The organism is Streptomyces sp. NBC_01092, assembly GCF_045039535.1.
Lineage (GTDB): Bacteria > Actinomycetota > Actinomycetes > Streptomycetales > Streptomycetaceae > Streptomyces.
Map to the genome: position 1 here is coordinate 3,060,865 of NZ_CP108659.1, position 19,519 is coordinate 3,080,383.

Here is a 19,519-nt window from a genome sequence, read left to right on the forward strand (position 1 = left end):
CCTACTGAGCTGCGGGAACTCTGAGGGCGGCCAGGACCGGAAGGTGGTCCGTGGCCGCCCTCAGATCTGTCCGCGTGATGCCCGGCAGGCCGACGGGTACTCCGCAGCCGAGCACCTCGATGCCCTTGGTGGCGAAGATCGCGTCGATGCGCTGGTGGGGGTCGGCCGGGGTCGAGGTGTACTCGCCGCCCCAGGGGGTGGTGGCCCAGCAGTCCTGAAGGCTGTCGGCGAGGCGGCCGAAGGTGCGGCCGGTGGGGCGGTCGTTGAGGTCGCCGCCGGCGATCGCGTGCTCCACGCCCATGCCGGCGAGGCGGTCCAGGAGCCTGCCGCCCTGTTCGTAGCGCTCGTCCTTCTGGAGGGAGAGGTGGCAGCAGAGCACCCCGAGGCGGGCGCCGCCGAACCGGACGACGGCCGTCGCGAAGCCACGGCGGTGCAGGCCTGGGGTGAGCGGGAGGAGCAGGTCCTCCGTCCGCTCCACGGTGGCCCTCAGGTTGCACAGCATCGCCGGGCCCGCGGCGGTGGCGCCGCCGGTGAGTACGACGAGGTTCGCCGCGCGGGCCAGGCGGGAGAGTTTCTTGCGCCAGCGGAAGAAGCGGGGGGCTTCCTGGATGAGGACCAGGTCGGGGTCGCAGGCGCTGATGACGCGGGCGAGGGCGTCCGTGTCGTCGCGCATCGAGCGGATGTTGTAGCTGAGGACGCGGATGACTGCGGAACCGTCGGCTTCAGTGTGGGAGTTGGGAAGCAGTGGGGGCGTCGGCATGCGGGTCAATTTACGCCGGAGGCGGGGTTTGCACGCCCAATGGCTCGGGGCGCGAGGCTCGTGTGCGACTGCCGGATCGTCGTGGCTTGTCGCTCCCCCAAGCTCTCGGCTTCGCTCGAGCAGGGGGGACCCCCATCGTGACGGAGTCACACATCGATACAGCCCCGCGCCCCTGGGTAGGCACAGTGGGCGCACCCCATGAAGCAGCAGCTACATGATCGGGTCGGGCTCCCGGGCCAGGTCCGCCGCGCCCACCAGGCCCGCCTCGTTGCCCAGTTGGGCCGCGATGACGTCGGCCACGGGGCGCCAGTTACCGCCCACCAGCCAGCGCTTGTAGGACTTGCGGATGGGGTCGAGGACCAGTTCGCCCTCGTCCGAGAGGCCGCCGCCGACGATGAAGGCGGACGGATCGAACAGCGAGGCCAGGTCGGCGAGGCCGGCGCCGGCCCAGCGGGCGAGCTCGCGGTAGGAGTCGACGGCTACCGGGTCGCCCTGGCGGGCGGCCATGGAGATGTGCTTGCCCTCGATGCCGTCGGGGCTGCCGTCACCGAGTCCGAGCAGGATCTCGGCGTTCTCCGGGGTGGCGTTGGCGCGCTGCTTGGCGTAGCGGACGAGGGCGCGGCCGGAGGCGTACTGCTCCCAGCAGCCCTGGCTGCCGCAGCCGCACAGCAGGCCGTCCGGCACCATGCGGATGTGGCCGAACTCGGCGGCCACGCCGTAGTGCCCGCGGCGCAGCTTGTTGCCGATGATGATGCCGCCGCCGAGGCCGGTGCCCAGGGTGATGCAGATGACGTTGCGGTGGCCCTTGCCGGCGCCGAACTTGTACTCGCCCCAGGCGGCCGCGTTGGCGTCGTTCTCCACGACGACCGGGAGGCCGACGCGGGCCTCGACCTTCGTCTTCAGCGGCTCGTTGCGCCAGTCGATGTTGGGGGCGAAGTAGACCTCCGAGCGCTGCCGGTTCACGTAGCCGGCCGCACCGATGCCCACGCCGACGATCTCGTGCCCGCCGCGTGCTCCCTCGACTGCGGAGGCAATGGCGTCCACGATCCCGTCGGGCGTGCCCGGGGTCGGCACCTTGTGGGTCGAGAGGATGTTGCCTTCCTCGTCGACCACACCGGCCGCGATCTTGGTACCGCCGATGTCGACGCCGATGGTGAGTCCCATGAATCCCTCAGTTTCGGTCGAGCCCCGCTACGGCCAACCGTACCCGAGGCCCTGCCGCCGGGTTCCCGTCGTCCGCCCGCCGGGCGGACCCCGAGCGGGCGGTCAGTCCAAGTCGATGCGCTGGCCGGGGCCCGTGCCCTCGCCCGGGTCCCGCTTGTCGTCGTCGAGCTCGTCCAGTTCCTCGGTGTCGCTCGGACCGCTCGGACCGCTCGTCCAGCTCCGCTCCTGGGCCTGGACCGCGGAGCGGTAGGCGGCGAGGAGTTCGGTGCCGGCCGCGGCGAGGTGGTCGAAGACGTCGGGGTTGCGGTCGATGACGGGTTCGACGGCGGCCTTGGCCTGCTCCACGACCTGCTTGACCACCTGCTGGGCGGCGGGTCCGGCGACCGCGCCGAGCAGCGGGGACTGGAGGGTCGAGAGCTTGTCCGCGACGGCGTCGACGAGCTTGCGCAGTTCCTCGGCGGCCGAGCCCGGCGGCGGGCCGTGCTGGGCGCGACGGCGGGCCTTCTCCGCGGCGAGGTCCTCGGCGCACGCCGTCGACCACGCGTCGGCGTCGGTCGCCCGTACCTCGTCGACGGCCTCGCGCTCGGTGGCGTCTGACGGGGGGAGCTCTTCGCTCATGACGGACTCCTGACTACGGTTCGTCTCTCCGACGTTACCCGAACGGGCGTACCTGCTTCACCGGGACCGCGGCCAGAGGTCCGGATCCGGCACGAACCGGATGCGCAGCTCGCCGTCGCGCAGCGCGGCCCCCTCCACGGTGCACCGGCGCAGGGCGGACGGCAGGGGCACGATGCGCCGGAACTGCCCTGCGGTGACGACGAGTTCGTCGCCGCGCCGGATGAGGTCGAGCTCGTCGCGGGCGGCGCCGGGCAGCGGGAGGTGCCATACGAAGACCCGGCTGCCGCCGTCCTCGGCGAGCCGGTCGGTGACGGGCCACTCGACGGTGGACGACGTGCCGTTGACGGCGGGCATCGCGAGCTCGGTGAGATCGTCGGCGCCGCGGGGGTCGCGCCCGAGGTGCGCGACGCCGTGGACGTCGTACGTCTCCCCCCACTCCTCCAGAACCTTGCGCTGCTGGGCGACGGGCCCCGCGAGCCAGCTGCCGGCGGCGGCCTCCGGCTCCGGCAGGACGCGGTTGGCGATCACCAGGTCGGGGCGCAGGCCGCGCAGGGCGAGGGCGAGGCCGGCGGCGCGCACGGCGTCCGCGCCGGCCGGGCCGGGTTCGGCGACCAGTCGTACGACGGTGTCCCGGTCGGCGACGACGGCCTCCACGGCGGCGAGCTCCACATCCCAGCGGGCGGTGGTCTCGTACAGCCACTCCGCGGGCATCGGCACGCCGGCCAGCCGTCCGAGGACGGGCCGCAGTGCGCGGGCCGCCTGGCGTTCGGGCGGGAGCAGCCGGCGCAGATAGCGGCGCAGCTCCTCGGGGAGGGAGAGCAGGGCGAGGGCGTGCGGGGTGGCGGGCAGGTCGACGACGAGCAGGTCGTGGGCCTCGGCGAGCGCGGCGTCCCGCAGGGCCCGCAGCAGCGCGAGCTCCTCGGCGCCGGGAAGCGGGGTGACCTCCTCCGGGTCGAGCCGGGAGGCACCGAGGAGGTCGAGGGCGGAGGTGGCGCGCTCCTGGAAGGCGGCGAGGTCGTCCCGGAATCCGGTGGCGGCGTCGGGACGCCAGGCGGTGAGGTTCGGGGCGACGTGGGTGGGGGTGGCACCCGTCGGTACGCCGAGTGCCGCGCCCAGGGTGTCGGTGCGATCGGCACTGAGGACCAGGGTTCTGGTGCCGTCGACCGCCGCGGTCAGCGCGGTTGCGGCGGCAACGGTGGTACGGCCGCTGCCGCCGGGGCCGGTGATCAGGAGGGTGCGCATGGGGGTGAACGGTAACCGACCCGCCGCCAGGGGCGCGGAACCCCTACTTGCCCGACTCCACCCGCTTCTTCAACCCCGCCAGCGCCCGGTCGATGATGACCTTCTCGGCCTTGCGCTTGATCATTCCCAGCATCGGGATCTTGACGTCGACGGTCAGCTGATAGGTGACCTCGGTCGACCCCGCACCCGCCGCCTTGAGAAGGTACGAGCCGTCCAGCGACCGCAGCATCTGCGACTTGACCAGCGTCCAGGACACCTCGTTCTCGCCGGTCCAGGTGTACCCCAGTACCTGGTCGTCCTTGATCGCCCCGGCGTCCATGACCAGCCGCACCTGCTCGGCGCGCCCCTGGTCGTCGGTCTTGAGGACCTCCGCCTCCTTCACTTCGCCGGTCCAGTCCGGATAGCGAGCGAAGTCGGCGATCACCCCCATCACATCGGCCGGTGCCGCCTCGATCGTGATGCTCGAGCTGGTGTGTTCCGCCATCGCTGTGGCTCCTCCAGATGCGGGCCGGTTGGAAGTCGTGGTGTGCACGCGTGCGCAGCGTGAAGGCTACCGCGCGCCCGACCGGCCGACTCCACCCCCACCTGCACCATCGCCGCGAATGCGTCCACCGCACCCGAATTCACTCACCATTCGAGCGCCCATGGCTTCCCGCTCCCCGCGAAGTGCCCCACGTTCACGCACTCCGTGGCCCCGATCCGCATCCGCCGCACCAGTGGCTGATGGACATGCCCGAAGAGGGAGTAGCGGGGACGAGTGCGGCGAATCGCTGCCAGCAGGGCCCTGCTCCCCCGCTCGAAGCGCCGCGCCACCGTGTCGTAGACCAGCTCGGGAACCTCCGGCGGAATGTGCGTGCACAGCACGTCCACCTCGCCCACGGCCTCGATCTTGGCCGCGTACTCCTCGTCACTGATCTCGTACGGCGTGCGCATGGGGGTCCGCAACCCGCCGCCCACGAAACCGAAGGTCCACCCCCCGATCTCGACCCGCTCCCCGTCCAGCACGGTCGTGCCCGGCCCGGCATACTCCGGCCACAGAGGCGGCATGTCGACATTGCCGTAGGTGGCGTACGTCGGCGTCGGGAACGCGGCGAACATCTCGGCGTACTGCCTGCGGACCGCCTTCTCGATCACCCGGGCCCGGTCCGAGCCGACACCGGCCCACAGCCGCGCCCCGAGCTCGCGCGCCTCCTCGAAGCGCCGGGCGGTGCGCAGTTCCACGATGAGGTCGGCGTTCTCCACGCCGAACAGGTCCGGAAAGATGCCGCGCGTGTGGTCGGCGTAGTCCAGGAACAGCACCAGGTCGCCCAGGCAGATCAGGGCGTCGGCGCCCTCGCCGGCCCTGGCCAGGTCGCGGGCGTTGCCGTGCACATCGCTGACCACGTGGACGCGGGTCCTGCGGTTTCCGGTCGGTGTCGCTGCCATGGCGATCAAGGGTAGGCGTGTGCGGCATACGTGAACAGTGGCGGCGGAACGGACGGTTACTGGCCAGTCGTCAGACCGCTCGACTACTCTGCGCGCAGAAACACCAATCCGTGTGACGCAGCGAACATCTCGCCGGGACCCCCTGTCGAAGAAGCCATACCGGCGGGTAACGTCCGGTCGGTCCAGTCGTGCTCTGGATTTCAACATGTGAATCCGCGAGCACTTGCCCGAGCCTTGGACCGCACCGTCGCATCACACAACGTCGTGGCGCCGGCGCCCTATGAGGAGCAGCAGTCTTGCGCGAGTTCAGCCTTCCGGCTTTGTACGAGGTCCCTGCGGACGGCAATCTCACCGACATCGTCCGCAGAAACGCCGCGCAGCACCCGGACGTGGCCGTCATCGCCCGCAAGGTGGGCGGTGCCTGGCAGGACGTCTCGGCCACCGCGTTCCTCGCCGAGGTGCGCGCGGCCGCGAAGGGGCTCATCGCCTCCGGGGTCCAGCCGGGCGACCGGGTCGGCCTGATGTCCCGTACCCGCTACGAGTGGACCCTGCTCGACTTCGCGATCTGGTCGGCGGGCGCGGTCACCGTGCCGGTGTACGAGACCAGCTCGCCGGAGCAGATCCAGTGGATCCTCTCCGACTCGGGCGCCACCGCCTGCGTCGTCGAGCTGGACAACCACACCGCCGCCGTCGAGTCGGTGCGCGACCGGCTGCCCGCGCTCAAGCACGTGTGGCAGATCGAGGCCGGCGGCGTCGAGGAGCTGGGCCGGCTCGGCCAGGACATCAGCGACGCGGCGGTCGAGGAGCGCAGCTCGCTGGCGAAGGCCGACGACCCGGCGACCATCGTGTACACCTCCGGCACCACCGGCCGGCCCAAGGGCTGTGTGCTGACCCACCGCAGCTTCTTCGCCGAGTGCGGCAACATCGTGGAGCGCCTGCGGCCGCTGTTCCGCACCGGTGAGTGCAGCGTCCTGCTCTTCCTGCCGCTCGCGCACGTCTTCGGCCGTCTGGTGCAGGTCGCGCCGATGATGGCGCCGATCAAGCTGGGCAACGTCCCGGACATCAAGAACCTCACCGACGAGCTGGCCTCGTTCCGCCCCACGCTGATCCTGGGCGTGCCGCGCGTCTTCGAGAAGGTCTACAACTCGGCGCGCGCCAAGGCGCAGGCCGACGGCAAGGGCAAGATCTTCGACAAGGCCGCCGACACGGCGATCGCCTACAGCAAGGCGCTGGACACCCCGTCCGGCCCGCCCGTCGGCCTGAAGATCAAGCACAAGGTCTTCGACAAGCTGGTCTACAGCAAGCTGCGCGCGGTCCTCGGCGGCAAGGGCGAGTACGCCATCTCCGGCGGCGCCCCGCTGGGCGAGCGGCTCGGGCACTTCTTCCGCGGCATCGGCTTCACGGTCCTGGAGGGCTACGGCCTGACCGAGTCCTGCGCGGCGACCGCGTTCAACCCCTGGGACCGGCAGAAGATCGGCACGGTCGGGCAGCCGCTGCCGGGTTCCGTGGTGCGCATCGCGGACGACGGGGAGGTGCTGCTGCACGGTGAGCACCTGTTCCGGGAGTACTGGAACAACCCGGGCGCGACCGAGGAGGCGCTGGCCGACGGCTGGTTCCACACCGGTGACATCGGCACGCTCGACGAGGACGGCTACCTCCGGATCACGGGCCGCAAGAAGGAGATCATCGTCACCGCCGGCGGCAAGAACGTCGCTCCGGCCGTGATCGAGGACCGTATCCGGGCGCACGCGCTGGTCGCGGAGTGCATGGTGGTCGGCGACGGGCGGCCGTTCGTGGGCGCGCTGGTCACCATCGACGAGGAGTTCCTGGAGCGCTGGTGCGCCGAGCACGGCAAGCCGGCGGGCTCCACCGCGGCGGCGCTGCGCGAGGACACGGACCTGGTGGCCGCGATCCAGTCGGCGATCGACGACGGCAACGCCGCGGTGTCGAAGGCGGAATCGGTGCGGAAGTTCCGTATTCTGCCTGCCCAGTTCACGGAGGACTCGGGCCATCTGACGCCGTCGCTGAAGCTGAAGCGCAACGTGGTGGCGAAGGACTACTCGGACGAGATCGAGGCGCTCTACCAGAAGTAGTGCGGATTGTGGGGTCCGCGCCCCTCGGGGCGCTGCCCTACAGCAAGTCCTTCAGGTGCTCCGCGAGTAGGTCCCAGCGCCACTTCTCCTCGACCCACTCCCTGCCGCGCTCCCCCATCCTCCGGCGCAGCTCGGGGTCTGCGAGGAGCGGGACGATGCGGTCGGCCGCATCCTCCGGGGAGCCGCCCCTCACCACCCAGCCCGTCTCGCCGTCCAGGACCGCGTCCGGTGCGCCGCCCGAGTCGCCGGCGACCACCGGCAGGCCCGTCGCCGAGGCCTCCAGGTAGACGATGCCGAGGCCCTCGACGTCGAGGCCGCCCCGGCGGGTGCGGCACGGCATCGCGAAGACGTCGCCGGCGCCGTAGTGGGCGGGCAGGTCGGACCAGGGGACGGGGCCGGTGAAGTGGACCGAGTCGGCCACGCCCGTTTCCTGGGCCAGCCGCTGCAGGTCCTTTCCGTACGGCCCGCCCCCGACGATCAGCAGCACGGCTTCCGGCTCGGCGGCCAGGATGCGGGGCATGGCCAGGATCAGCGTGTCCTGCCCCTTGCGCGGCACCAGCCGGGACACGCACACGATCACCGGCCGGTCCGTCAGCCCGAGCCGCGCGCGGACCTCGTCGCCGCCCGACCCGGGATGGAAGGTCTTCTCGTCGACCCCCGGCGGCAGCTGCACCATCCGCGAGGCCGCCGCCGGCGTCAGCGCGGTCGCGATCCGCGAGCGGGTGTACTCGCCGAGGTAGGTGATCGTGTCCGTCGACTCCCCGATCCGCCCCAGCAGCTGCCGGGCCGCGGGCAGCTGGGCCCACCCCGCCTCGTGACCGTGGGTCGTGGCCACCAGCCGTTCGGCGCCCGCCCTGCGCAGCGCCGGCGCCATCAGGCCGAGCGGTGCCGCCGCCCCGAACCACACCGACGTACAGCCGTGCTCGCGCAGCAGGCCGACCGCGCGCCGGGTCGCCCCGGGCGTCGGCAGCAGCATCGTCGTACGGTCCCGTACGACCGTGAAGGGCTGCTCGGCGTCGAAGGCCGCGGTGGCCTCGATGCCCTCGCGGCCGCGCTTCCAGGTCGAGGCGTAGACGACGAGGCGCTCCGGGTCGAGCCGTAGCGCCATGTTGTGCAGGAACGCCTGGATGCCGCCGGGGCGGGGCGGGAAGTCGTTGGTCACGATCAGGGTCTTGTGCACGCCGCGAACCTTACCGAAGGCGCTGTTCACAGCCGGGGCCCGGCCACGCCTGTGGCAGGTACACAGCTGGACGCGACATCATGTTCCATTGAGGCGGGAAGCGAACGGCAGGGGATCCGGTGGAGACGACGGGCACGCGGCGGTCCTTGGCGTGGCTTCTGGGCGTCTGGGGTCTGACCAGGGTGGTCCTGCTGCTCTTCGTGTTCAAGGTGTACGTCTTCCCCGGCCCGGACGTCACCAGCGACGTCTCGGTGATCTACCAGGGCTGGTACGACGTCCTGCGCACCGGCACCTTCCCGCTGGGCGACGTGACCTGGCAGTACCCGCCCGCCGCGGCGCTGCCGATCCTCTCCCCCGCGCTGGTGTTCTGGCTGGACTATCCGTCGGCGTTCTTCGTCGTCGCCTTCACGGCCGACCTGGCCGTCCTGCTGCTCCTGTTGTACGCCGGTATGCGCCCCGGCCGGACGCTGCGCGGGGCCTGGGTATGGGTGGCGGGCGTACCGCTGCTCGGACCGACCGTGTACGCGCGCTACGACGTGATGGTCACCGCCGTCGCCGTCGCCGCGCTGCTCGCCGGCACCCGGCATCCCCGGCTGATGGGGGCGCTGGCGGCCTTCGGGGCGATGCTGAAGGTGTGGCCGGTGCTGCTGCTGGTCGCGGCCTGCAGGCGCCGTGCGTGGCTGTCGGCCGTGCTGACCGCAGGCGCCATAGCGGCCGTTTTCGCCCTCACCATGCCCGGCGCCTTCGCCTTCCTGACCTTCCAGCGCGACCGGGGCACCGAGGTGGAGTCGCTGGGCGCGCTGGTCTTCCATGTGGCCCGGCAGTACGGCTGGGACGGCCAGGTGCTGCTGAACTACGGCTCGGTGGAGTTCCTCGGCCCGTACGTCGACGTCGTCAGCACGGCCGCCCTCGTCCTGAGCGGGCTGGCCTTCGGCTGGCTGCTGCTGTGGCGGCTGCGGGCGCGCCGGTTCCTGCCGCACACGCTCGCGGACGCGGCCTTCGTGGCGGTGCTGATGTTCGTGACGACCAGCCGGGTGATCAGCCCGCAGTACCTGGTGTGGCTGGTGGGCCTGGCGGCGGTGTGCCTGTGCTTCCGCGAGAGCCCGATGCGGCTCCCGGTCGCCCTGGTCCTCGCGGCGTCCTTCGTGACGGTCCTGGAGTTCCCGCTCTGGTTCTCGCACGTCGTCGCCAGCGACCCCCTCGGTGTCACCCTCCTGTTCCTGCGCAACGGCCTGCTGGTCCTCGCCACCCTCCTCGCGGCCCGCGAGCTCTGGCGCTCGACGGTCGTCCGAGCCACCCCCGCCGCCGTACCGGCTCAGCCCACCCGCGCCAGGGAAACGTCCCTGCCCTCCTGAGACCGGGCCCGCCGAAGCGACAGCAGCACCGCCGCGCACTGCACCCCCATGGCGAGCGCGAGGGCCAGGCACACGCCGGGCAGCCCGAGGCCGGACAGCGCGTACGCGAGCGGCAGTTGTACGGCCGTACCGAGCAGCGTCACCCGCAGGAGCACCGGCGCTCCCCCGCTCCCCTCGAAGACCCCGCCGAGCGCGATGAAGCAGGCCATCAGGACGAGGTACGGCCCGACGCAGCGCAGGAACAGCGCACCGTCCTCGGCCACGGCGGGCCCGGCGCCGAACGCGGCCATGATCCACGGGGCGGCGGCACCCAGCAGGACGGACGCCGCGAGCCCCGCGCTCCCCGAGACCAGCACCGCCTGCCGCCCCATCGCCTGCCGCACGGTGAAGTCGGCCGACATCGACACCCCGGTGCGCAGCGTCCGCCGGGCCGCGCACCGCACCCACGAGCTTCTTCTGCGAGGGCGGCAGGCCCGTACGGGCCGAGGAGTCCGACGACCTGTTCCGGCAGGGCATGCTGCGGGTCGCCCGGGCGACGGGCGAGGCCGAGCGCGCGTGGCTGACGGAGGCCATCGCGCTGCTCGATCACCCGAGCTGAGTCCGCAGGTACTCCCGCCACTGCCCGGTGAACTCCTCCAGCGAGGTGCCGAGTACGTCCTGCAGCGCGCCCTCGACCGCCCCCGCCCGGCGTTCGTGGCCGCCGACCGCGCGGTAGAACTCGGCGAGTCTGACCTCGCCCCAGCGGTCCGCGATCATGCGGCAGGCCATCCAGCCGCCCTCGTAGGCCTGGGCCAGCCCGGTCGCGTCGCCGGCGAAGCCGAAGTCCGCGTCGGAGGGCAGGCTCCGGGGTGCCCGGCCCTCGGACACCGCGCGCCGCAGCTCGGGGGCGGCCTGGGACGGGGAGCGGCCGCTGCCGAGGTAGCCGATCCAGTCGGCGTAGCCCTCGGAGAGCCACAGCGGGGTGGCGGGGGTGGTGTGGGTGCGGGTGGCGACGTGCGTGGTCTCGTGGGTGAGGACGACCTTCTTGCCGGTGTCGCCGAGGACGCCGTACGCGTCCGGATTGAGGATGATCCGGTCGGCGGGAGCGCCGGCCGGGGCGCCGGTCTCGCCGGTGGTGACCGCGGCGATCCCGCGATAGGAGGACTCGGGCGCGCCGAGGAGTGCCGCCATGCCGGTCAGCGACCTCGGTACGAGGACGACGATGTGCCGGGCCCAGTTCGTGCCCCACGCCTGGGACACGGCCGGCACCGCGTGGTCGGCCAGCGCCGCGTACGACCGCAGCCGGTCGGCGGGCTGCCCGACGCCCAGGACGAGGCTGTCGCCGCCGCGCACGACGCTCACCTCGCCCTGGTCCCACAGCTGCTCGGCGGAGCCCTTCGCGGGCCGCTCCGACTCGACGTACCAGTGGCCCTCGGCGTCCAGCTCCAGGCTCAGGGTGCGGCCGGCCCGGACGGGAGCCCGGTCGTAGCCCTGGACGCGATAGCGCAGCTCGGCCTCCACGAGAGCGGTGTCCCCGGTGCGGCGCAGACCGGTCAGGCGGTACGACCAGTCGGCGAGGGGCACCGCGCGCAGATGGTCGAACCTGTCCCGCGCACCCGTGCGCAGATACGCCGCCGCGTCATGGTCGAGGATCGCGGCGGCCCGCCGGTCGAGGAGGCTCTGTACGTCGGCCCTGGCGCTGTCGGTCGCGGGCCGCCCGCCGCAGCCCACCAGCGCGACGAGCAGCAGACACAGCGCCACGACGACCCGCGTTCCCGACGCCCGCCTTCGACCAGCCACTTTCCGATCGTACGGCGACGGCGGCGCGGAGGTCAGACCCTGGTGACCGTCGCCCCGGGGATCATGCCCACCGGGTCGTAGCGCACGGGTGCGCCGGGATAGGGCGCGTGGATCACCTGGCCGTTGCCCATGTACATCCCGACATGGCTGGCGTCGGAGCGGTAGGTGACGACGTCGCCGGGCTGGGCCTCGGAGATCGGGACCTGCCGGCCGGCGTACCGCTGGCCCTGCGAGGTGCGCGGCAGGGAGACGCCGGCCTGGGCGTAGGACCACTGGATCAGGCCCGAACAGTCGAAGCCGGAGGGCCCGTTGGCGCCCCAGATGTACGGCCTGCCGAGCGCGGACTGGGCGGCGGCGACGGCGGCCGCCGCGCGGCCCGTTGCCGGGACGCCGCTGCCGAAGCCGGGCAGGTCCGCGCGGCCGGAGCGGGAGGCGCGGTCGTAGGCGGCGCGGTCGCTCTCGGTCAGGGAATTCAGGAGCTTGCGGGCCAGGGCGAGCTTGCGTTCGACGGTCCGCTTGTGAGCGACGACGGCCTTGCGGCTCTTCTCCAGCTCGACGAGCTTGCCGGCCGCCTCGCTGCGCTCCTGGGCCAGTTCACGCATCGCGTCCTGGAGCTCCTTGAGTTCGCCGGCCTGGTGGGCGCTGATCCGGGCGAGCGCGGCGGCCTTGTCGAGGTAGTCCTCGGGGTCGTCGGAGAGCAGCAGGGCGAGGGAGGGGTCGAGGCCGCCGGAGCGGTACTGGGCGCCGGCCAGCGAACCGAGCACGTCCCGCTTGGAGTTGATGTTCTCCTGCTGCCGGGCGATCCGGTCCTGGGCCCGGCTCACCTGCCCGCGGAGCTCGTCGGCGCGCTCGTCGGCCTTGTTGTAGGCCTCGGTGGCCTTCTCGGCCTCCTCGTAGAGGCGGTCCACCTTGGCCCCGGTGTCGTCCTGTGGCTCGGCAGCGGCCGGTACGACCCCGAGGGCCGCGGCGGCGGCCGACATGACGCAGAGCGCTGCGTTGGTGCCCCGGTCGAACCCGGGCGATGCAAGGCGACGATGGGACCCCACGGGAAGCCGCTCTCCTTCCGCTGGCGGACAGGGACTTTCCCCGGCGACGGGGAAACGCGGCAGACAGTAGCTCCGAGCGGCGTCGGCGACCAACGACCGCGGCGGGCACACAAAGTGACGCCCCGCCTCTGACGCAGGTCATGGGCGGGGCGTGGGGTCAGTCGGCGGTGCCGTAATTCGCTCGTTCGGGCGGCACGCTGTGTTGATCTTGCAGGCGCTGAGCCGGGGTCAGACGCGGACGCCGAACTGGAACGGCATGTTGTTGATCGACTCGTAGCGCACGACCGTGCCGGAGCGCGGGGCGTGCAGCACCTGACCGTTGCCGGCGTAGAGGCCGACGTGGTGCAGGTCGCCGTAGAAGATGACCAGGTCGCCGACCTTGAGTTCGCTCATCGACAGGTGCGTCCCGGCGTTGGCCTGGGCCTGCGAGGTGCGGGGGATGCCGACGCCGGCCTGGGCGTAGGCCCAGGAGGTCAGGCCCGAGCAGTCGTAGGAGGCGGTGCCGGTGGCGCCGTAGACGTACGGCTTGCCGATCTGGCTCTGGGCGGCCTGGAAGGCGGCCTGGGCCCGGCCGGAGGCGGAGCCGACGTTGCCGAGGTCGACGCGGTCGGCGGCGGAGCGGCTGGCGCGGTCCTCCGCGGCGGCGAGGGCGGCCTTCTCGGCGGCCGTCAGGCTGTTGAGGAGCTTCTGCGCCTCGCCGAGCTTGGACTGGACCTCGCTCTTCTTCTTGCCCAGTTCGGTCCGGGTCGAGGAGAGGTCCTTGAGCTTCTCGGCGGCCTCGGCGCGCTGCTGGGCGAGCTCGCGCTGCTTCTCCTGGACCTTCTTCAGCGACTCGACCTGCTGAGCGCTCAGCTGGTCCATCGTGGAGGCCTTGTCCAGGTAGTCGTCCGGGTCGGACGACAGGAACAGCTGGATCGAGGAGTCGATGCTGCCGGTGCGGTACTGGGAGGCGGCCGCGAGGCCCATCGAGTCACGCAGCTCGTTCAGGTCTTCCTGACCGCGGGCCACGTTGTCCTGGATGGTGGAGATCTCCTTCTGGAGCTTCTCCTGCTTCTCCTTGGCGCCGTTGTACTTCTCGGTGGCCTGCTCGGCCTCCTCGTAGAGCTTGTCGACCTTGGCCTTGACCTCGTCCTTGCTCGGCTTCTCGCTGGGGGCCGCGTTGGCCGCCTGCGAACTGATGGCCACGGCAGCAGCCGCCGCGGTGGTGAGCACGGTCACGCGTGCCCGGCTCGGCTGCTTCGGTCGACGGTGGGACGCCACTGAGGTGAAACCCTTCTTCTGAGTGATCACCCGCTCGGAGGTTCGAGGCCAGACCCTAGTGACCCTCTTGTGATCAGATCAAATCCTCACAGGAAAAATCTCGTCACACACATCATTCTTTACACACAACTCACATGGTGTGATGCGCGGTTGACGCTACGTTGCGTAACGGTCCCACCAATTCGGGCATTGCGCCCGTACGTTGGCCGATTCAGGACAGTCGCTTCAGAAGCACCGCAGAAGCCACGGGACGCGCGCCGGCCTTGGCCACGCCGTCGGCGACCTCGCGGTCGGTCGAGGCGACGATGACCGGACGGCCCGGCGGCTCGGCGCGCACCAGCTGGCGGATCAGCTCGTCGGCGGTCACGCCCGGCTTGGAGAACAGCACCCGCACCCCGCGCGGCGGCGCGAGGAGCACCGGCGCGGCCAGCTCGGCGCCGTCGAAGACACAGGTCACCTCGGCGCCGGTCTGCGCGGCCAGCTGCGAGAGCTGGCCGAGGAGCCTGAGGCGCTGCTTCTCCAGCGGCATCTGGGGATAGCCGGTCTTGGTGACGTTGTAGCCGTCGACCACCAAGTGGGCCTGCGGCAGGGCGAGAAGCTGGTCGAGGATCGCGGGGTCGTTCTCGGACAGCGCCCGCGCGGCGATGTCCTTGGGGGTCATTCGTCCCGGTTCGACCGCGTCCACGGTCTCGGCGGGGCGTACGGAGACCGGCGGCAACGCCAGCTCCCTGCGCAGCCCTTGGGCGGCGTCCAGCAGGGTGTCCAGCAGCAGCCGGACGCGCATGTCCTCGACGCTGCGCCCCTCCCGCGCCGCTCTGCGCGTGGCCTCCAGGGCCGCCTCGGCCTCCCCGAGCCGCGCCTTGAGCCGCCGGCTCTCGCTCTCGGCCGCGGAGACCTGCGCGTGCCCCTCGGCGCGCATGCTCTCGATCTCGCCCTGGACCTTGCGCAGGGCGGCCTCGCCGCGCTTGACGTCACTGAGGGCGGAGCGCAGCTTGCGGTGAAGCGATTCGGCTTCCTTCTTGGCCGCGTCCAGCTCGGTGCGCAGCCGCTCGGTCTCGTGCCGGGTGTGGTCCCGCGCCTCGGCGAGTTCCTCGCGCAGCCGCTCCAGCTCGGCCCGGGTCTCCTCGTCGGCGCGCTCGGCGTCGGCCCGCTGGGCCTCCTCGCCGGCCGCCGTGACCAGCTTGACCCAACCGGTGGGCCGCAGAACATAGGCCGCGGCCGCCACGTCGAGCGGGTCCGCGGCCGCAGGCGCCGAGCCGGAGTCGAGGGCGCCGGTGAGCTCCGGCTGGGCATCTCTGAGCTTCTCGCCGATGCGCTGGCGGAACAGCGGATCGGTCTCCAGCGCGGCGGCCATCGCGTTGCCCGCGAACTTGGCCCGCCGGTTCGGCGCGAATCTGGCGTACTGCCTCAGCTGTGCGGGCAGTTCACCGACGGTCAGACCGCCGAAGCCGTCGGACACGATCTGTACGACCTTGCGCCGCACGCCGTCGGGCAGCGGACGGTCGAGCACCTCAGCGGCGCCGTCGCCCGGCTCCCCGCCTTGTGTCTCCACCATCCGTCACACCCCAATGCTGTGCGGGAGCCGCTCCCCTCAGGAGCCGGCGCCCGGCCTGTCCACGAGTTCCACCTTGTCGACCGCGTTGCACCAGCGACAGCGGACCGACTCGATCGTCTCACTGAGCACCTCGCGCTCCTCGACCTTCGGCTCGCCTGCCAGATCGAGGTGCATGTACTCCACGACCTTGGACGAACGCGTCACGTCGAAGCGCGTGAGGTTGCCGCAGAGCGTGCAGCGCCACCGCGTCGAGGCGGTCGGGAGGGGAACCGTCATCGTGGCTGTCCGCTTCCTTCTGGTTTCCGTGACGCGCCGGACTCCCCGGTGCGTGTGGCTCGTAACCCTACGGCCTGGCGGGTACTCGTCGCCCGTCCGTCCGCGGCGGCGAGGCGGTCTGTGCGAGTGCGTCCGGTTACGTCATGCTCTGTGTTCATGATCGGCAACTGGAGCGTGGCGCATTTCCGGGCTCGGTTCGGCGGTGCCGGGGGCCGATCGGCCCCCGGGTCGTCGGCGCCGGTGACATACGGGCTGATCATCCTGTGCTGCCTGGTCTTCGTGCTGGGCCCGGCGGCGGGACTCAATCCGGCGTACGGCTCCGGCGAGGGGCTGATCGCCGCGCAGCGGGCCTACTTCCACCGCTGGGGCGTGGTGCCCGCGGAGCTGTTCGAGGGCGCGCCGCGGGCCGTCCTCACCCCCGCCACGGCCCTGTTCGTCCACGGCAGCTGGGTGCACCTGCTCGGCAACATGCTCTTCCTCTACGTCTTCGGCGCGATGACCGAGGAGCGGATGGGCCGCGTCCAGTTCACGCTGTTCTACCTCGGCTGCGGCTACCTGGCCCTGCTGGGCTACGCCGCCGCCAATGACGACTCCACCCAGTCCCTGGTCGGCGCGTCCGGGGCGATCTCGGCCGTCCTCGGCGCGTTCCTCTTCCTCTTCCCCGGAGCGCGGGTGACAAGCCTGCTGCCGTTCCTGCTCTTCCTTCCGCTGCGCTTCCCGGCCTGGGTCGTGCTGCCCTTCTGGGCGGCTCTGCAGTGGGTGGCGGCCGGGCGGGCGGCCCAGGGGCCCGGGGTGGCGTATCTGGCGCACCTGGTGGGCTTCGGCCTGGGCTTCGGCTACGCGTGGGCCCGGTTCGGGCGGCCCACTAGAGTGAAAGCCGCCCCAGCTCCGGCCCCCGAGGGAGAGAACCAGCCGTGATCACCGCGATCGTCCTGATCAAGACCAGCGTGGACCGGATCCCCGAGATCGCGGAGCGGATCGCTTCGCTGGAGAACGTGACCGAGGTCTTCTCCGTCACCGGCACCTATGACCTGATCGCCATGGTGCGGGTGAAGGAGCACGAGGAGCTGGCCGAGGTCATCCCCGGCCGGATCAGCAAGATCCCCGGCGTCGAGGGGACGGACACCCACGTGGCGTTCCGCACCTACTCGCAGCACGACATGGAGGCCGCCTTCGCCATCGGCCTGGACAGCTGACACCCGGGGCGTCGCTCAGGATGAGGAGTTCTTCATCCTGGGCTCATCCTGAACGCCGTGCGCCGTGGGCAGGATCGCCCGTATGGCCTTCACGCACCGGATCGCGGCCCTGGCCGCCGTCGTGGCGATCCCGCTGGGCATCGCCGCGACCAGCTTCGCCCTCACCGACCAGCCGAAGTCGCCCGAGGTGCCGCCCAGGGTGGAGCTGGACAGCGGCTCCCCCACGCCGACGCCCAGCCGGCCCGCGCCGACGCCGAGCGACGAGGTCGTCTCCCGCCCACCGGTGACCGACAGCCCCGCGAGCGATGACGATGACGACGCCCCCGACGACGACCTCGGCGAGCCCGGGGACGACGGCTGAGCGCTGCCCTGGAGGGCGGCTACGCCGCCTGTCGGGCGCGGCCGCGAGGAACGGTGCAACGGTGCCTTATGGCGACACCCGCTAGCCCCGCGCCCCGGCGGGTCTCCGCCCGGGTCCGGATCCTGCTGTGGCTGCTGCTCGTGATGGCCGTGGGCCTGGTGTCCGTGGCCACGACCACGCGCTCGATCCTGCTGCGGGACGTCGACCACCGGGCGAACGGGCTGCTCGCGCAGGAGGCCGGCGAGTTCGCCAACTTCGAGGAGCGCGGCGTCGACCCCGAGACCGGCCGCCCGTTCACCGACCCGTCCCGGCTGCTGCGCGAGTTCCTGGTACGGCAGTACGCCGACCCCGACGAGGAGCTGATCGGCCTGGTGGGCCGCGCGGGCGACACCCCGGCCCAGATCATCCAGCCGCGCGGCATCCCGGTCGCCGTGCCGCTGCACGAGGACGCCGACGCCCGCCGCCGTATCTTCGGCTCACCCGACTCCACGGGCACGGTCGACCGGCCGTCCGGGGAGATCCGCTGGGCCAAGGTCGCCGTCGCGCGGGCGGGCGGCGAGACGGAGGCCGCGTTCGTCGTCGCCTTCCACCCGGGGCGCCAACAGGCCGCGGTGAACGAGGAGTTCCGCACCCTGCTCGCCATCTCCGGCGTCGCCCTGCTGCTGACGACCGGCATCGGGTGGGCGGTCGCCGGGCGGATCCTGAAGCCCGTACGGCTGGTGCGCACCGCGGCCGCGCAGCTCACCGAGCAGGACCTCACCCGCCGTATCCCGGTGCACGGGCGCGACGACATCGCCGCGCTCGCGGAGACCTTCAACGCGATGCTCGACCGGCTGGAGGGGGCCTTCGCCGCCCAGCGCGAGTTCGTCGACGACGCCGGCCACGAGCTGCGCACGCCGATCACCATCGTGCGCGGCCATCTGGAGCTGATGGGCGACGACCCGGCGGAGCGCGAGGAGACGATACGGCTGGTCACCGACGAGCTGGACCGGATGAGCCGCATCGTCGAGGACCTGCTGCTGCTCGCCAAGGCCGAGCGCCCCGACTTCGTCACCCCCGAGCCGGTCCAGCTCGCCGAGCTCACCGCCGACGTCTACGTCAAGGCCCGCACCCTCGGCGAACGGGACTGGCAGCTCGCCGAGGTGGCCGACGTCGAGGCCGCGCTGGACCCGCAGCGGATCACGCAGGCGATGGTCCAGCTCGCCCAGAACGCCGTGCAGCACACCGCGCCCGGGAGCCGCGTCCGGATCGGCTCCCGCGCCGACGGCCAGGGCATCGAGCTGTACGTCGCCGACTCCGGCTGCGGTGTCCAGCCGCAGGACGCCGACGTGATTTTCGAACGGTTCCGGCGCGGCACGTCCCGGCGCGGCGCCCGGGGCTCCGGCGCCGGGCTCGGCCTGTCGATCGTCCGGGCCATCGCCGAGGCGCACGGCGGCCGGGTGCGGCTGCGCGCCACGGCGGGCGGCGGCGCCACCTTCGTACTGGCACTGGGAGAGGGGCAGACGTGAACCGGATCCTCATCGTCGAGGACGAGGAGCGCATCGCCTCCTTCGTTGAGAAGGGCCTGCGCTCGAACGGCTTCACCACGACCGTCGTCGGCGACGGCGAGGCGGCGTACGAGTACGCCGTCACGGGCGCCTTCGACCTGGTGGTTCTCGACATCGGCCTGCCCGGCCGGGACGGCTTCACCGTGCTGCGCGAGATGCGCGAGGCCCGGGTGACGGTCCCGGTGATCGTGCTGACCGCGCGGGACTCCGTACGGGACACGGTGGCCGGTCTGGAGGGCGGCGCCGACGACTGGATGACCAAGCCGTTCCGCTTCGAGGAACTCCTCGCGAGGGTGCGGCTCCGGCTGCGTACGGCGGCCCGGGCGCCTGAGGTGACGGTGCTGCGGTCCGGCTCGCTCACCCTGGACCTGCGCACCCGGCGGGCGCGGGCCGGGGAGCGGACGGTCGACCTGACGGCCCGTGAATTCGTGCTCCTGGAGCTGTTCCTGAGGCACCCCGGGCAGGTACTGTCCCGCGAGCAGATCCTGTCGCACGTGTGGGGCTACGACTTCGACCCCGGGTCGAACATCGTGGACGTGTACGTGCGAGCGTTGCGCAAGAAACTGGGGGCGCAGCAGGTGGAGACGGTACGGGGCATGGGGTACCGCCTGCCCGCGTGAAGTCTCCTTCATGTGCCGCTCATCGAGGACTCACGGCTCAGG

19 protein-coding genes and 2 pseudogenes are annotated in these 19,519 nt (G+C 71.9%); 8 read left to right on the forward strand and 13 right to left on the reverse strand.

The genetic code is table 11. The features are described from left to right. Nucleotide 1: 1 nt before the first annotated feature. From OG254_RS13695 to OG254_RS13720, 6 genes are all read right to left on the reverse strand, one after another. Nucleotides 2–760, reverse strand: coding sequence for an endonuclease/exonuclease/phosphatase family protein (locus tag OG254_RS13695; protein WP_405581194.1), 759 nt, complete (start codon nt 758–760; stop codon nt 2–4). A gap of 210 nt (nt 761–970) precedes the next feature. Then, a complete protein-coding gene (locus OG254_RS13700; protein WP_147996489.1) occupies nt 971–1,924 on the reverse strand; it encodes an ROK family glucokinase in 954 nt (317 codons plus the stop codon). Between the two features lie 102 nt (nt 1,925–2,026). After that, the gene (locus OG254_RS13705) at nt 2,027–2,542 is read right to left on the reverse strand and encodes a DUF5304 domain-containing protein (RefSeq protein ID WP_405581197.1); all 516 of its coding nucleotides are present in this window, start codon (nt 2,540–2,542) and stop codon (nt 2,027–2,029) included. 57 nt (nt 2,543–2,599) lie between these two features. Continuing rightward, nucleotides 2,600–3,784 carry an ArsA family ATPase gene (locus OG254_RS13710; protein WP_405581199.1) on the reverse strand — a complete coding sequence of 395 codons (1,185 nt, stop codon included), beginning with the start codon at nt 3,782–3,784 and terminating at the stop codon, nt 2,600–2,602. A gap of 43 nt (nt 3,785–3,827) precedes the next feature. After that, on the reverse strand, nt 3,828–4,268 hold the full coding sequence (locus OG254_RS13715) for an SRPBCC family protein (RefSeq protein ID WP_147996486.1): 441 nt from the start codon (nt 4,266–4,268) through the stop codon (nt 3,828–3,830). A 143-nt stretch (nt 4,269–4,411) separates the two neighbouring features. Beyond that, entirely contained in the window at nt 4,412–5,209 is a 798-nt protein-coding gene (locus OG254_RS13720; protein ID WP_405581202.1) for a metallophosphoesterase, read from the reverse strand. 296 nt (nt 5,210–5,505) lie between these two features. On the opposite strand from OG254_RS13720, the gene OG254_RS13725 reads away from it, so the two are divergent. Then, nucleotides 5,506–7,302: an AMP-dependent synthetase/ligase gene (locus OG254_RS13725; RefSeq protein ID WP_405581205.1), complete on the forward strand. Its 1,797-nt coding sequence runs from the start codon at nt 5,506–5,508 to the stop codon at nt 7,300–7,302. Nucleotides 7,303–7,339: 37 nt separating this feature from the next. Here OG254_RS13725 and OG254_RS13730 read toward each other — a convergent pair whose 3' ends face one another. Then, nucleotides 7,340–8,482: a glycosyltransferase family 4 protein gene (locus OG254_RS13730; protein WP_405581208.1), complete on the reverse strand. Its 1,143-nt coding sequence runs from the start codon at nt 8,480–8,482 to the stop codon at nt 7,340–7,342. Nucleotides 8,483–8,601: 119 nt separating this feature from the next. On the opposite strand from OG254_RS13730, the gene OG254_RS13735 reads away from it, so the two are divergent. Further along, nucleotides 8,602–9,837 carry a glycosyltransferase 87 family protein gene (locus tag OG254_RS13735; RefSeq protein WP_405581211.1) on the forward strand — a complete coding sequence of 412 codons (1,236 nt, stop codon included), beginning with the start codon at nt 8,602–8,604 and terminating at the stop codon, nt 9,835–9,837. Here the strand turns inward: OG254_RS13735 and OG254_RS13740 are convergent. Beyond that, a pseudogene (locus tag OG254_RS13740) lies at nt 9,798–10,280 on the reverse strand (MATE family efflux transporter); the annotation flags it as partial. The gene OG254_RS13735 and the pseudogene OG254_RS13740 overlap by 40 nt on opposite strands. Here OG254_RS13740 and OG254_RS13745 point away from each other — a divergent pair. Beyond that, nucleotides 10,280–10,435 (forward strand): annotated as a pseudogene (locus OG254_RS13745) (PadR family transcriptional regulator); the annotation flags it as partial. The pseudogenes OG254_RS13740 and OG254_RS13745 sit on opposite strands and share 1 nt — an antisense overlap. Here OG254_RS13745 and OG254_RS13750 read toward each other — a convergent pair. From OG254_RS13750 to OG254_RS13770, 5 genes are all read right to left on the reverse strand, one after another. After that, nucleotides 10,423–11,616, reverse strand: coding sequence for a hypothetical protein (locus tag OG254_RS13750; RefSeq protein ID WP_405581214.1), 1,194 nt, complete (start codon nt 11,614–11,616; stop codon nt 10,423–10,425). The pseudogene OG254_RS13745 and the gene OG254_RS13750 sit on opposite strands and share 13 nt — an antisense overlap. Nucleotides 11,617–11,648: 32 nt before the next feature. Next, nucleotides 11,649–12,662 (reverse strand): NlpC/P60 family protein, encoded by a 1,014-nt coding sequence (locus tag OG254_RS13755; RefSeq protein WP_405581216.1) that lies wholly within the window; start codon nt 12,660–12,662, stop codon nt 11,649–11,651. Between the two features lie 228 nt (nt 12,663–12,890). Next, nucleotides 12,891–13,922 (reverse strand): NlpC/P60 family protein, encoded by a 1,032-nt coding sequence (locus OG254_RS13760; protein ID WP_405594978.1) that lies wholly within the window; start codon nt 13,920–13,922, stop codon nt 12,891–12,893. A 211-nt stretch (nt 13,923–14,133) separates the two neighbouring features. Continuing rightward, nucleotides 14,134–15,477 (reverse strand): NYN domain-containing protein, encoded by a 1,344-nt coding sequence (locus OG254_RS13765; RefSeq protein ID WP_351200100.1) that lies wholly within the window; start codon nt 15,475–15,477, stop codon nt 14,134–14,136. 36 nt (nt 15,478–15,513) lie between these two features. Continuing rightward, nucleotides 15,514–15,753, reverse strand: a complete 240-nt coding sequence (locus OG254_RS13770; RefSeq protein ID WP_351200102.1) for a hypothetical protein — start codon at nt 15,751–15,753, stop codon at nt 15,514–15,516. A 156-nt stretch (nt 15,754–15,909) separates the two neighbouring features. Between OG254_RS13770 and OG254_RS13775 the strand changes: the two genes are divergently transcribed. The 5 genes from OG254_RS13775 to OG254_RS13795 all read left to right on the forward strand — a co-directional run bounded on the left by OG254_RS13775 (nt 15,910) and on the right by OG254_RS13795 (nt 19,477). Continuing rightward, a complete protein-coding gene (locus tag OG254_RS13775; protein ID WP_405581220.1) occupies nt 15,910–16,671 on the forward strand; it encodes a rhomboid family intramembrane serine protease in 762 nt (253 codons plus the stop codon). After that, entirely contained in the window at nt 16,668–16,949 is a 282-nt protein-coding gene (locus OG254_RS13780) for an Lrp/AsnC ligand binding domain-containing protein (RefSeq protein WP_351200106.1), read from the forward strand. The genes OG254_RS13775 and OG254_RS13780 overlap by 4 nt, the downstream gene beginning before the upstream one ends. An 82-nt stretch (nt 16,950–17,031) precedes the next feature. Then, a complete protein-coding gene (locus tag OG254_RS13785; protein ID WP_405581223.1) occupies nt 17,032–17,310 on the forward strand; it encodes a small secreted hydrophilic protein in 279 nt (92 codons plus the stop codon). Nucleotides 17,311–17,378: 68 nt separating this feature from the next. Continuing rightward, nucleotides 17,379–18,818, forward strand: a complete 1,440-nt coding sequence (locus OG254_RS13790; protein WP_405581226.1) for an ATP-binding protein — start codon at nt 17,379–17,381, stop codon at nt 18,816–18,818. Next, entirely contained in the window at nt 18,815–19,477 is a 663-nt protein-coding gene (locus OG254_RS13795) for a response regulator transcription factor (RefSeq protein ID WP_351200110.1), read from the forward strand. Before OG254_RS13790 ends, OG254_RS13795 begins: the two co-directional genes overlap by 4 nt. The last annotated feature ends 42 nt before the right edge of the window (nt 19,478–19,519 follow it).